Below are 12,723 nucleotides of genomic sequence, written 5' to 3'. Positions count from 1 at the left end.
TCAATCCCTCAATTCTGATATCCTCTGTGACTGATGGCGCAGGGCAAGGGCGAGCAGACTCGCCAAGCGATTCTCACCGCAGCAGTCCACCGGTTCGGCCGCGACGGCTACCGGGCCACCTCGGTGGCCGACATCGCGCGTGATGCCGGCGTGAGCGGCACCGCGGCTTACGCGTACTTCCCTGACAAAGAAGCGTTGTTCTTCGCAGCGGTCGACGACGACGCGGCAGGTCTGATCCACCGAGGCCTCGACCAGGTGGTGGCCGAAGCCGACATCGCCGAGTGGCGGGAGTCCGCGTTGTTCGCCTTGGTGGGTGCGATGGCCGACTTCCCGTTGGCCGAGCGATTGCTCGCCGGTCTCGAGCCAGAGGTCACCGCCCGGGTGCTCGACCTGCCCGCCGTGGCAGAGCTCCGCAAGGCGTTCGCCGATCGCATCGACTCCGATCAGCTCGCCGGCCGGGTCCGCCCCGACATCGACCCCGCCACGATGGCCAGCGGCATGGTCTCGATCTTGCTGTCGCTGCTGATGTCGGTGGTGCAGCTCGGGGCCGACACCATCACCAGCCACGGCGCCGACGTCGCGGCCGTGTTCGAGGCGGCGTTGACCCCCACCCGGGAGCCGGCGCGCCGGGCCTCTTGAGCCGCCGGCGGTTCAAGAGGGCAAGATCGGTCCCCGCCGAGCCCGCTCCACCAGCTCCATGATCGGGGTGTCGAGCGCACGCAGGCCGTCGAGGTCGAGCGCCGCGAGCCGGCTCGTCACCATCGAGCTCACGGCCGCCACCAACGTCTCGCAGGCGAAGCGCGCTTCAGGTGTCGCGGCGCCGAGCAGCGTCGCCACCAAGTCGGCGAAGCGCTCCTGGGCCGCCGCGCGCCGGGCCATCGCTTCTGGCCCCGCTGCGTACACCTCGAGCAGGAAGAGCCGCGCGAACGCCGGCTCGCTCGCCAGCGCCGACAAGTAGAGGTCGAGCAGCTCGGCGAAGCGGGCCAGCCGCTCGCCTTCGCTGACCGGTGCGCCGCCGGCGACGACGTCGCGGGCCGCATCGACCTCGCCGCTGGTGAGCAGCAACCCGACGGCGGCGTCGTAAGCCTCCATGAAGCACTCGGCCTTCGAGGAGAACTGCTGGTAGAAGGTCTCGCGTGACACGCCGGCGCGCCGGATCACGTCGGCCACCGACGTGCCGGCGTAACCTTTTTCGACCATGGCGTCGGCCATGGCGCGGAGCATGCGGCTGCGCTGCGCATGGGCGACTTCCGACCTGCTCAGGCCGTGACGGCCCCTCGGGAGGCGGGCCGACCTCGACGGAGCGGGGGTGCGGGCAGGCACGGATCGATCCTAATGGTGCGTCTGGCAAATGGCGGGGCGGTCCTGGCGGCCCTCGGCACCGCCGGGCGGCGTCCTTTTCCTCACCGCAGCTACGACGGCGCCTTCGTCGTGCGTCCTTGCCAGCGGCACCGGATGACTCGCCATGACCACCTCCTCACCCACCAGACACACCACTATGCATCCGTCGGTTGGGGCGTGGTGAGCTCGACCCGCTCGGACCGCGCCAGCTCGAGCCCTGCCGCCACCCGACCCCGCAGCGCACGGTCGACGACCGGCTGGGCCAATGCCCGGAACGGGATGACCGGAGCGACGTAGCGGGGCGCCACGATGCGCCGTGCGCGGGTCGCGATCCCATGCTCGATCGCGTCGATCGCCGGGCCGACCGGTGCGACCCGGTGCAGCTTCACCGGTCCACCTGTCAGTCGCTTCGCAGCCTCGGTACCGAAACCCCGACTCGTCATGTCGGTGTCGAGCTCGGCGTAGTAGGCCACGCCGACTCTGGCGCCCGTCGGGGCCAGCTCGGCCCGCAACGTGTTGCCGAGCGCCTCGACGGCGGCCTTCGAGGCGGAGTACGCACCCATGAGCGGTAGGTGGACGGCTGCGGCGAGCGATGAGGTGATCAGCATGTAGCCGCCTTCGTGGGCGAGGTGCGGCCCCGCGGCCCGAACCACGTAGTACGTCCCGAGGACGTTGACGGCCAGGGTCCGCTCGAACACGGATCGGTCGCCACCGATGAGCGGGAGCTGTGCGGCGATGCCGGCGTTGGCGATCGCCACGTCGAGCCCGCCGAGCTTCTCGACAGCCTTCTCGACGGCGTTCTCGACTGCGGTGGGGTCGGCCACGTCGCAGTCGTACGCGGTGGCATCACACTCGGCGGCCACTTGCCCGAGCAGGTCGGGCTCGAGGCCGAGCAGCGCCAGACGCGCGCCCCGTTCGTGGAGGCGCCGGGCGGTGAGGGCCCCGATGCCCCGTGCCGCGCCCGTGATCAGCACGCGTCGGCCGGCGAGGTCGGATGACCGGTTGGGCAAGAGGCGGTCGAGCATCAGGTGCGTCCTTCATGATCGGTGGTTGTCGGCGGGGTCGAGGTGCCGCGTCGTTCGAGGGCCGATCGGGCCGCCCGCACGAACGTGCCGGGCTGGCGGGTGGGCGGCGGGTCGACCGCGATGCCGAGCGCGTTGATGGTCATGGCGAGCATCACGTAGTGCCCGATGAGCAAGAACAGTTCGATGACCTCCTGGTCGTCGAACTGGGCGTGCACCTGTTCCCAGGCGTCCGCTGACAGGGTGCGGTCGTTCGACAGCTCGTCGGTCACGCGCAACAGCAGCGCTTGGCGGCCGGTCCAGTCATTGGCCTCGTCGTGGTGGACGTCGGTCGTGACGCGCTCGAGGTCCGCATCGGTGAGGCCGGCGTCGCGGGCGAGGCGGGTGTGCTGGTCCCACTCGTACTCGCAATGGTTGAGGTGCGCCACTCGCAAGATCACCAGCTCGGTGTCGATCCGTGGCAGACGCCCGCCCGGCATGAGTCCGCTCGCGAACCGGAGCCACGAGCGGAACAACCGCCGGTTGCGCCCGAGGGTGGTGAACACGTTGGGCGGCGGTCCGCCGGTGGCGGCTCCGAGCACCCTGGCGATCACGGTGTTGACCAAGCCGAGGTCGCGTGGGGTCCCAGGGGCGATGCGCGGACGTGGGTCGGTCGCAGGCACGTCGACAAGGATAGCCGATCTGCGAACAATCATGTTCGTGGATGCAGGCCTGGCACGCCGAGCCTCGACTCGCCGGTACGCTCGCCGTGCTGCGACAGGGGTCAGCAGCGATCGGCTGCACTGCCGAAGGGGAGGTCACGTGAAGGCAGCGGTCAACTACGCCAGCGGGGAACCGAGCGTGTTCCGGTACGAAGACGTGCCGGGTCCCGAGGTCGGGCCCGCCATGGTGCGGATCCGCACCGAAGTCGTGAGCATCGAGGGCGCCGACGTGCCGCACCGGGCCGGCGGCGATCTCGGAGCGGTGCCCCACATCGCCGGCTACCAGAGCGCCGGGGCGGTCGATGCGGTCGGTGACGGCGTCACCAGTTTGTCGGTGGGTGATCGGGCGGTGACCGTCGGTCTCGACGGCTTCCACGCCGAGCTGCGCGTGATGGTCGTCGACCGGAGCTTCTCGCCCGCCGAGGCTGCCGACGCCCACGCGTACATCGAGAGCCGGGCACCGGTCGGCCGGGCGGTGTTGGTGCCATGACCGACCTTCGCATCGCCGACACTCCCGACCTGCTGACCGCCGAATGGTTCACGTCTGCGCTCTCGCCTGCGCTCGAGGGGCGCAAGGTCACCCGCGTGGCCCTCGCGGCGGTCGGGACCGGTCAGATGTGCGACAGCTTGCGGGCGTCGCTCACGTTCGACGGCCCCACCGCCGTGCCGTCGACGCTGATCGCCAAGCTGCCGGCTGCCGACGAGACCAGCCGCGCCACGGCGCGATCGATGGGCAGCTACGAGAACGAGGTGCGCTTCTACCAGCAGCTCGCCGGCGACCTGCCGATGCGCACGCCGGAGGTCTGGTACGCCGACATCGACGTCGAGACCGCCAGCTTCGTGCTGCTCCTCGAAGACCTCGCCAACAGCCGCGCGGGCGACCAGCTGGCAGGTTGTTCGGTGGAGCAGGCGCAGGTGGCGGTCGACGAGCTGGTGAAGCTGCACGCCCCCAGGTGGGGTGATGCGGGCCTCGCCGAGTACCCCTGGCTCCACCGCGATCCCGAGATGGGTCAGCAGCTCATGATGAACCTGATCCCGATGATGTGGGACGGGTTCCAGCGGCGTTACGACGCCGAGCTCACCGCCGAAGTCCGCGAGGCCGGCAGCCAACTCGTCGACCACCTCGCCGGGTACGTGCTGGCGGAAACCTCACCGTGGACGGTCGTCCACGGCGACTACCGCCTCGACAACCTGCTGTTCGCCGACGGGCCCGGGGCGCCGCCGGTGGCTGTGGTCGACTGGCAGACCGTGACCCACGGCCCCGGGGTGCAGGACGTGTCGTACTTCATCGGCGCCGGTCTGCTGCCCGACGCGCGGCGAGAAGTCGAACGCGACCTCGTCCGCAGCTATCACGAGGGACTGCTGGCCGCCGGCGTCGAGGGCTACGGGTGGGAAGCCTGCTGGTACGAATACCGCCGCCAGACCTGGGCTGGTCTCGTGATGGCGATCGTCGCCTCGATGCTGGTCGAGCGGACCGAGCGCGGCGACCGGATGTTCATGGCGATGGCCACGCGTCACGCCGGCCACGCCCTCGATCACGACGCAGGTGCGCTGTTGGCCGGCTGAGGAGGCGAGCCGATGGGCGAGCCGGCCCATCGACACGGGGCCTGTTCGCCAGGCGCAGCCCGGCGAATCGAACGGTGACCCGCGACTCGGGCGAGCGATCCCGGGCGCCACCCAGCGGGTCGCATCGACCCAGACGGGCGAGTCTCGACCGAGGAGGGCGCTGCCGGCGTCGGTCATCAGGGTGGCCCGGCCCGGGTCCCCACGGGCTGCGCCGGCGCGCGAAGCACCGGAGAGGACAGGTGGGCACACAGCCAAGGAAGAGCGTCGGTGAACACCTGGTGGAACATGGGATAGGTGTGCCCGAGGTGGGTCGTCGACACGTACAGGTCGATGCCGCTGCGACGGGCGAGGTGCGCGATGTGAAGGGTCCATCTCAGCTGGGCTGCGATGGTCGGCATGGTGATCCAGCCGGCCATGCCGTCGTAGCGGTGGTGGCGGAGCAGCCACGCCACGTCGTAAGACCGAGCGACGCTTCGCGACCCGCCGAACAAGGTGCGGAACGTGGCGGTGGGAGAGCGCAACATCACGCGCGGCGGACCGCCGGCATCGACGAACGTGTGGAAGCGGTCGGAGTGTCGCAAGGCCAACTCGACGGCACACGTCCCACCCTCGGAGTAGCCGACCACTCCCCACCCATCCGGGGTCGGGTCGGCGCCGAAGCGGTTGATCACGTAGTTGCGGACGTCGTCGACCAGGTACGTCTCGGCGTGGACCTTCGGCGTGTCGACGCACTCGGTGTCGGCGCCGAAGGAGCCGTTGATGTCCGGCATCACGAGGATCGGGCTGCGACCCCCGTTGAGCTCCTCGAAGTGGTCGCTCACCGCATCGACCTCGCCGGCGCGCAGCATGTCGGCCGGCGACCCGGGCGTGCCGTGCAGGACCATGATGGCCGGGAGTGTCGGCCGTGGGCTGTGGAACCACGCCGGCGGCAGGTAGATCCACGCGCCGCGTGCGTGGAAGCCGGATCGGGTCGGCGGGATCGTGATCGGTACCGACACGCCGAGCTGTCCGACCGACGTGCTGGGCGTGGCGGTGCTCGCCGTGGCCGTCGCGCGGACGCGCTGTCCGAGCTCGGCCTGGGAGATCTGGTTACGGGCTTGGTGGCCGAGCAGCGCCGAGACGGTGGGGTAGTAGCCGTAGTACGCGTTGATCGACGCGGCGGCGAGCACCGCGGCCACCACCGCGCACCCCGCGCGAAGCAGGCGATCGACGCGGGAGCCCACCTGCCACGTGAGGGACGTGGCGGCGATGCCGAACACGCCGGTAGCGACCCACCCGACAAGGAAGTGCGGCGGCTGAGGGTCGAACGTCCTGGTTGCCCGCAGCAGCCGCCAGGCCCCTTCCGACGCGGCATACGACCCGACCGCGGCCACGACCACCCGCGTGGCGCCTCGGCGGTTCAGGCGCCGCAGGGCGACGAGGGCGACAAGCGCCGCCAGCACGGTGGCAACCCACAAGGTGTCGTGGGCGACGATCGACAAGCGACCGATCGGATCGTGTGGACCGAAGGGCCACGCGGTGATCGCCGCCAGCGTCATCGGTCGGCGACGATCGCGATGAAGTCCCGTTGGTCGGGCTGGAGGTAGCGGGTCGCGGGACGCTGCATGGTGGGTATCAGCTTCCGGGCGATGACGGACCCTGGGTGCGCAGGGTCGGGCTCGTACAAGTTGCAGGTCACGACCGGATCGTGGATGTCCAACTCCATCGCCCGCACCGCCCCGGCCTGGGTGATGGCGGTTGCGAGGGTCTGCAAGTTCAGCCCCGCGCCGGCCACGTAGACGAGGTTGCCGTGGGCGTCGACGCCGAGCGCGGAGCGCCACGTGTGCTCGAGCTGCACGTGGGAGGTGCCCCATGCACCGTCGGCGTTCTGGTCGAGCCCAGGCACGGGGTGCCCGCCATCGACGATGAGCTGCAGGTTCTGGCGGACCCCCACGACCGTCGGATCCCGGCCCACGTCGATGCCCCACCGGCCGATGCGCGCCGTGCCGTCCCGCGAGATGACGAGCGACGCGGCCCCGACCCGCAGCGGGACGGCCACCCTTCCGTCGACCTCGAACCCGCCGTTGGCGTCCTTCATGCGGAAGCCGCCGTTGAACGCGGCCAACACCTGGGTGCGGAGTTGGGGAGGGATCTCGGCACCCCACGGCCACCCGGATCCGCCGGGCTCCTTGGTACCGGCGACCAGCTTGGGGTGTGTCTGGCTCCTGTCGATCCACATGCCGGCCACGACGATGTCGGGCTGGGTCGGGTCCGGCCGCCAGTACGTCGTGTACAGCGCGGTCGGCAGACCGCCGGGCCGGACCACCGGGGCCCACTTGCCGTCGAACGCCGAAGCGAGGTTCCGCCCTTGGGCGCGGAGTCCGACTGCGGTGGCTGGCGGCACCGCGACAGGGCGCGGTTGGTTGCGGGTCGCCGGCCGCGCCACCCCGGCGCGGAACGGATGTGACGCCTCGGACGCCTTGGCCGGGCCGATGGTGGTCCGTGCGTACCAGAAGTTCTCGATCCAATCGACGAGGGAGCCGGCGCCCTCGGACCGGAGCCAGTCGGTCGTCCGGGTCCCGACGTCCGCACTGCCCGGGTAGCTCAGCGCCCGCGAATAGGACCAACCGACGGGCACGAAGAGCAGTACCACCACCGCCACGCCCGCGCAGACGAGGCGGCGACGGAGCACGGAGGAAGTGCGCCGGGCCGCGTCCAACGGTCGCAGGGCCAGGCGGCAGCTCGCGAGACCCCAACCGATTCCGAGCATGCTGCCGATCACCACGTCCGTCATCCAGTGGACCCCGAGCGCGAGGCGTGACAGGGGGACGAGCACCAACAGCGCGCCACTCGCGGCGACCACCGACCGGTGGACCCGTCGCGGGAGGTGGCGGCACGCCACGATCGCCGCGGTCACGATCAGCGCCGCGCCGACGGTGGTGTGGGCCGACGGGAACGCGAAGCCCGTGTCGCGCACCGCGGCGAGCGCGCGGGGCGGGCGTGGGCGGGCGAACACGACTTTCAGCACCTCGACCAAGGCGTACGAACCGACCGCGGCCAGTCCGAGTGACGCCACGTCGGCGGCGATCGGGGCCACGGACCGGTGCCGGCGCACTGCCCGGGCGACCAGGAGCGCGACGCCGATGCCTGCGACCAGGAGCAACGCGTCGGGCAGCACGCCTGCAGCCCCCGCCGCGCCGACCGGCCGGTGGGTTCCGAGCCAACGGGCGATCGAAAGGTCGGTTCCCCTGCTCGCTCCGTGACCTGCCGGCCCGACGACGAGGTAGCCGGCCACCAGACCGGCGAGCACGATGAGCGCCCAGGTGGCGGCTGCCAGCAGGGTCCGCTTGGCAGCGGCCGTTGCCTCGGCCGCCGCGCCGGGCCGTCCACGCATGTGCACGTCCTCACGATGCAGCGACGGTCGTGAGGCGATCGTGAGAGCAAGATGTGAGGCCGCACATGATCCGCTCGGGGCGCGCGCTGGTCTTCCGGGCGCCGGCGGTCGCCGGGGTCAGCCCGATGGAACCGCGATGTGGGCCTGCGCGCCGCGGATCGGGTGGTTGTCGACCCACGCCTCGCCGCCGTGGGCCGTCGCGACGCTCCGCACGATCGCCAAGCCGAGACCGGCGCCCGTCCCACGCTCACCCTGCGCCTTCGAGAAGCGGTCCATGGCCTGGCTGAGGAACGCCGGTGGAAACCCGGGGCCCTCGTCGGTGACCGTGCACACCGCCCGACCACCTACCTGGCGGAGCTCGACGGTGACGGTCGAGCCGCGAGGGCTGTGCCGGAGCGCGTTGTCGATGAGGTTGTCGAGCGCCTGGCGGTAGCGGTCGGGATCGAGGTTGGCGACGCGGCCTCCCTCGTCGCGCACGACGAGCTCGACACCGAGGTCCTGGGCGTGACTGGCCGCCGCGGTGACGGCGTGGCGCGCCGCGTCGGCCACATGGGTCGGTTGCAGATGGAGGTGCAACTCGCCGACGTCGCCTCGCGCGAGCAGCAGGAGGTCTTCGGCCAGGCGATGGAGTCGCTGCGTCTCGCCCGACGCGATGGAAAGCGCGCTGCGGAGCTCCTCGGGTTCACGGCCGGGCCGCAAGGCGAGTTCGAGCTCGCCTTGCAAGATGGCGAGCGGTGTCCGCAGCTCGTGTCCCGCCTCTGCGATGAAGTGCCGCTCGCGCCGGCGGGCGCGGCGCACCCGGTCGAGGAGGTCGTTCATCGTGCCGGCCAGTGACGCGAGCTCGTCGCGAGTGCGTGGCACGTCGAGCGTCGGACCGAGTTCGTCCTCGCTCAGGCTGGCGACCTGGCGGCGCATCCGCTCGACGGGATGCAGCGCCGCACCCGCGAGGAGCCAGCCGGCGAGCCCCGCGAGCAGCGTGAGCGGGATGGCCCCGAAGACCAGCTGGCGTTCGGCCCGGTCGGAGGCCTCGTCGGTCCCTTCCAGCGACGAGCGGACCACCACGGTCAGCGGCTGCCCGGTGTACGTCACCCGGAGCAGGATGTAGCGCTGGGCCTCGCCGCCGCCAGTGAAGAAGGTCGAGTGACCCGTCACGCGCTCGACTCGGGCGCGCGAGACCATTGGACGGTGGCTCGCGCTGGTCGACGACACGACTCGGCCGGTCGCGTCGAGGATCTGCGCTTCGGAACCGCCGAGCGGCAAGGGTGCGGCGCGGTCGGCTTCGAGCAGACCCACTGGCTTTGCCGCCGGCTGCGCGAGGGCGTCGGCGATCCCCGCCGCGCGGGTCTGCAACGTGGAGTCGGTCGAGTCCACCAACCCCTTCTGCAACTGGTGCACGAAGAAGTAGCCACCCACTGCCAGCACCGCGGCGGTGGCCAGTGCGAAGATCGCTGCGAGTCGGAGCCTCAGCGGCAAGAGGTCACGCGCCGGGTTCGATGCGGAGGCGGTAGCCCGCGCCGCGGACGGTCTCGAGGTCGTTGCGTCCGAACGGCTTGTCGATCTTGCGACGCAAGTAGGCGACGTACTGGTCGACGACGTTCGACACGCCGTCGTACGCGAAGTCCCACGCGTGCTCGAGGATCCGCGTGCGCGTCAACAGCTCGCCCGGATGGCGGACGAAGAACTCGAGCAGCGTGAACTCCTTCGGGCTCAGGTCGAGCTCGACGGTGCCCCTCCAGGCGCGGCGTGCGATGGGGTCGACCCGGAGGTCACCGACTTGCAGCGCGACCGGGCGCGGCGACGCCCCGCGGCGGATCAACGCCCGCAAGCGCGCCGCGAGCTCGCCGAAGCTGAACGGCTTCATCAAGTAGTCATCGGCGCCGACGTCGAGCCCGCGGATGCGGTCCGTCACCTCTCCGCGCGCGGTCAACATGATCACCGGCATCCACCGGCCGCGTTCGCGCAGCTGCCGACACACCTCGAACCCGTCGATGCCGGGGAGCGACACGTCGAGGACCACGGCGTCGAACTCGTGCTCGCTTGCGCACCAGAGGCCGTCGACGCCGTCGGCGGAGACCTCCACGGCGTAGCCCTCCTCCTCGAGGCCGCGCTCGAGCAGCGAGGCCATGCGCACTTCGTCTTCGACCACGAGCACACGCACGACGCCGACCCTACGGCGGTCAGATGTGAGTTCGATGTGAGTGCGCCGGCTCCGCGGGCAGGTCGAGCACGACGGTCAGGCCACCGCCGGGCGTGTCGTCGAGCACGACCGCCCCGTCCATGGCGTCCATGAAACCGGTCGCGACCGCGAGCCCGAGGCCCACGCCGGTTGCGCGGTCGCCCAGGCGCTGGAACGGCTCGACGACTCGGCTGCGGTCGGCCGCTCGCAGTCCGGGGCCCTGGTCGACCACACGCAGGTGCACCCGGTCGCCGATGGCACCGCCGGTCACCGTGATGGCGCTGCGCCCGGCGTGGCGCCGGGCGTTGTCGACCACGTTCGCCACCACTCGCTCGAGCAACACCGGATCCGCCATCGCGGCAGGAAGGCCGTCGGCAAGGTCGACCAAGATCTGTGCCGGATGCGTCGAGAGCGACGACAGGGCCCGGCCGACGGCGTCGTCGAGGTCGACCGGTTCACGCGACGGGTGGAGCACGCCCGCTTCGAGCCGGCTCATGTCGAGCAAGTTGCCGACCAGCCGGTCGAGCCGGTCGGTCTCCTCGTCGATGGTGCTCAGAAATGCATCCGTGTCGGTCGCGCTCCACGCCACATCGGACTGCAGCAAGCTCGACACCGAGGCCTTGATCGACGCGAGCGGGGTGCGGAGGTCGTGGGAGACCGCCCGCAGCAGGGCCGTCCGGAGCGCATCAGTCCGGGCGAGCACTTCGGCGTTGGCGGCATCGACGCGGAGCTGGTGCCGATCGCGGGCGTCGGCGAGCTGCGCGCAGAAGGTGGTGAGGACCCGAAGGTCGTCGGCGCCGAGGTCGGGCCCGCGGACCGCCAGGTACGTGGCCGGGTCGAGATCGATGACATGGTCCGCCGTCGTCGGGTCGCGAGGCGGATCGCTCCCGTACGCGGCCTCGATCGTCGGCGCTCCGGTCGGCTCCCCGCGGCGGACGACGGCGGCAGCGTCGATCCCGAACGCGTCGCACAGGTAGCGGAGCAGGCTGCCGACGGCGTCCTCGTCGCCGACCAGCCCGGCGGCCGCCTCGGCGAGCAACGTGGCCTCGGCTCGCGCTCGTGTGGCCTCCTGCCGTCGCCTCGCCGCGATGCTCACGAGGGTGGCGACGACCCCGCCGACCACGACGAACGCCACCAGCGACGTCACGTCGGACGCGTTGGCGACGGCGAGCGTGTGCAGCGGCGAGGCGAAGAACCAGTTCGTGGTGATCGCCGCGCCCGCCGCGCACGTCAGTCCGGGGCCCAGACCGCCGACGCTCGCCGCGGCCACCACCAACAGCAGGTAGGCCATCAGGTCGCCTGGTAGCGGGTAGCTCGTCCGAAGTGGCACCAGCAACAGCGTCAGCAACACCAAACCCAACACGGTGATGGCCCAACCGGCGATCACCCTTCGACGCGTCAGCGAGCGAGCTGTCCACCGGGGTCGGATGCCCCGGGCGCGGGCTGCGGCTCGGGTGTGTTCGTCGGTGACGATGACGTGCACGTCGATCTCGGTGTTGCGCAGCACCGCGCCGACGACCGAGCCTTGCATGAGCTCGGCGACCCGGGAGCGTCGGGTCGCGCCGATGATCAGCTGCGTGGCCTGTTGGCGCTTCGCGAACTGCGTGAGCGCCTCGGCCACGTGGTCGTGGACCAGGTCATGCCACGTGCCGTCGAGGTCGGCCACGAGAGCCTTGCACTGCTCGAGCCGTTCGGAGGTGCCGTCATCGGTCGCCACCAGACCATCGTCGGCCCGTACGTGCACGGCCAGGAGCTCGGCCTTGCTCCGGCTCGCGATCCGGGCGGCGCGGCGGATGAGCTGCTCGCCACCGGGTGCGCCCGTGATCGCGACCACCACGCGCTCGCGCGTCTCCCAGACCGCGTCGATCCCGTGCAGCTGCATGTAGGACTGCAGGCCCTCGTCGACGCGGTCGGCCACCCAGAGCAGCGCGAGCTCGCGGAGTGCGGCGAGGTTGCCGGGCCGGAAGTAGTTGGCCAGCGCCGCGTCGACCTTGTCGGGCGCGTAGATGTTGCCGTGCGCCAAGCGCCGGCGCAGCGCCTCGGGTGCCATGTCGACGATCTCGATCTGGTCGGCGACCCGGACGACCTGGTCGGGCACGGTCTCGCGCTGGTGGACGCCCGTGATCCGCTCGACGAGGTCGTTGAGCGATTCGAGATGCTGGATGTTGAGCGTGGTGATGACGTCGATCCCGGCGTCAAGGAGCTCTTGGACGTCCTGCCAGCGCTTGGTGTTACGGCTGCCCGGCGCGTTGGTGTGCGCGAGCTCGTCGACCAGCGCCACTCCGGGGTGGCGGGCCAGTACGGCATCGATGTCCATCTCTTCGAAGGTCGCGCCGCGGTGTTCGAGGCTGGCGCGGGCGACGATCGGCAAGTCGGCGACCTGGGCCGCGGTGCGGGCCCGCCCGTGTGTCTCGACGTACCCGACCACCACATCGGTGCCCCGCTCGCGGCGCCGCCGGCCCTCATTGAGCATGGCGAAGGTCTTCCCCACCCCAGGGGCCGCCCCGAGGTAGATCCGCAGCGAGCCGGCGTCGCTCACCCCCG

Annotated in this window: 11 protein-coding genes; 3 read left to right on the top strand and 8 right to left on the bottom strand. The window is 71.1% G+C overall.

Annotated elements, in window-relative coordinates:
- Positions 1-33: 33 nt before the first annotated feature.
- Positions 34-639, top strand: coding sequence for a TetR/AcrR family transcriptional regulator (locus VHA73_04665; protein ID HVX17303.1), 606 nt, complete (start codon positions 34-36; stop codon positions 637-639).
- Between the two features lie 12 nt (positions 640-651).
- Here VHA73_04665 and VHA73_04660 read toward each other — a convergent pair whose 3' ends face one another.
- The 3 genes from VHA73_04660 to VHA73_04650 all read right to left on the bottom strand — a co-directional run bounded on the left by VHA73_04660 (position 652) and on the right by VHA73_04650 (position 3,025).
- Complete coding sequence (locus tag VHA73_04660) at positions 652-1,323, bottom strand: helix-turn-helix domain-containing protein (protein ID HVX17302.1); 672 nt, start codon at positions 1,321-1,323, stop codon at positions 652-654.
- Between the two features lie 173 nt (positions 1,324-1,496).
- Positions 1,497-2,366, bottom strand: coding sequence for an SDR family NAD(P)-dependent oxidoreductase (locus VHA73_04655; protein ID HVX17301.1), 870 nt, complete (start codon positions 2,364-2,366; stop codon positions 1,497-1,499).
- Positions 2,366-3,025 carry a carboxymuconolactone decarboxylase family protein gene (locus VHA73_04650; protein HVX17300.1) on the bottom strand — a complete coding sequence of 220 codons (660 nt, stop codon included), beginning with the start codon at positions 3,023-3,025 and terminating at the stop codon, positions 2,366-2,368. The genes VHA73_04655 and VHA73_04650 overlap by 1 nt, the downstream gene beginning before the upstream one ends.
- 139 nt (positions 3,026-3,164) lie before the next feature.
- Here VHA73_04650 and VHA73_04645 point away from each other — a divergent pair, with 139 nt between their 5' ends.
- Both VHA73_04645 and VHA73_04640 read left to right on the top strand, forming a co-directional pair.
- A complete protein-coding gene (locus tag VHA73_04645) occupies positions 3,165-3,554 on the top strand; it encodes an alcohol dehydrogenase catalytic domain-containing protein (protein HVX17299.1) in 390 nt (129 codons plus the stop codon).
- The gene (locus VHA73_04640) at positions 3,551-4,630 is read left to right on the top strand and encodes a phosphotransferase (protein HVX17298.1); all 1,080 of its coding nucleotides are present in this window, start codon (positions 3,551-3,553) and stop codon (positions 4,628-4,630) included. Before VHA73_04645 ends, VHA73_04640 begins: the two co-directional genes overlap by 4 nt.
- Positions 4,631-4,806: 176 nt before the next feature.
- Here the strand turns inward: VHA73_04640 and VHA73_04635 are convergent, their stop codons facing one another.
- From VHA73_04635 to VHA73_04615, 5 genes are all read right to left on the bottom strand, one after another.
- Positions 4,807-6,168, bottom strand: a complete 1,362-nt coding sequence (locus tag VHA73_04635) for an alpha/beta hydrolase-fold protein (GenBank protein HVX17297.1) — start codon at positions 6,166-6,168, stop codon at positions 4,807-4,809.
- Complete coding sequence (locus VHA73_04630; GenBank protein ID HVX17296.1) at positions 6,165-8,003, bottom strand: phosphatase PAP2 family protein; 1,839 nt, start codon at positions 8,001-8,003, stop codon at positions 6,165-6,167. Before VHA73_04630 ends, VHA73_04635 begins: the two co-directional genes overlap by 4 nt.
- A 117-nt stretch (positions 8,004-8,120) precedes the next feature.
- The gene (locus VHA73_04625) at positions 8,121-9,476 is read right to left on the bottom strand and encodes an ATP-binding protein (protein ID HVX17295.1); all 1,356 of its coding nucleotides are present in this window, start codon (positions 9,474-9,476) and stop codon (positions 8,121-8,123) included.
- Positions 9,477-9,480: 4 nt separating this feature from the next.
- Positions 9,481-10,161, bottom strand: a complete 681-nt coding sequence (locus tag VHA73_04620; protein HVX17294.1) for a response regulator transcription factor — start codon at positions 10,159-10,161, stop codon at positions 9,481-9,483.
- A 19-nt stretch (positions 10,162-10,180) separates the two neighbouring features.
- Positions 10,181-12,718 carry a DUF4118 domain-containing protein gene (locus VHA73_04615; protein ID HVX17293.1) on the bottom strand — a complete coding sequence of 846 codons (2,538 nt, stop codon included), beginning with the start codon at positions 12,716-12,718 and terminating at the stop codon, positions 10,181-10,183.
- Positions 12,719-12,723 lie beyond the last annotated feature (5 nt).

The sequence above is a fragment of the Acidimicrobiales bacterium genome (genome assembly GCA_035547835.1).
Classification (GTDB): domain Bacteria; phylum Actinomycetota; class Acidimicrobiia; order Acidimicrobiales; family Iamiaceae; genus DASZTW01.
This window is presented reverse-complemented; position numbering and strand designations above follow the sequence as displayed.

What these genes read in the sequence shown, in the direction of transcription:
- VHA73_04665 (HVX17303.1), top strand. Translation starts at nt 34, where the DNA reads ATGGCGCAGGGCAAGGGCGAGCAGACTCGCCAAGCGATTCTCACCGCA.
- VHA73_04655 (HVX17301.1), bottom strand. Translation starts at nt 2,366, where the DNA reads ATGCTCGACCGCCTCTTGCCCAACCGGTCATCCGACCTCGCCGGCCGA.
- VHA73_04640 (HVX17298.1), top strand. Translation starts at nt 3,551, where the DNA reads ATGACCGACCTTCGCATCGCCGACACTCCCGACCTGCTGACCGCCGAA.
- VHA73_04635 (HVX17297.1), bottom strand. Translation starts at nt 6,168, where the DNA reads ATGACGCTGGCGGCGATCACCGCGTGGCCCTTCGGTCCACACGATCCG.
- VHA73_04630 (HVX17296.1), bottom strand. Translation starts at nt 8,003, where the DNA reads ATGCGTGGACGGCCCGGCGCGGCGGCCGAGGCAACGGCCGCTGCCAAG.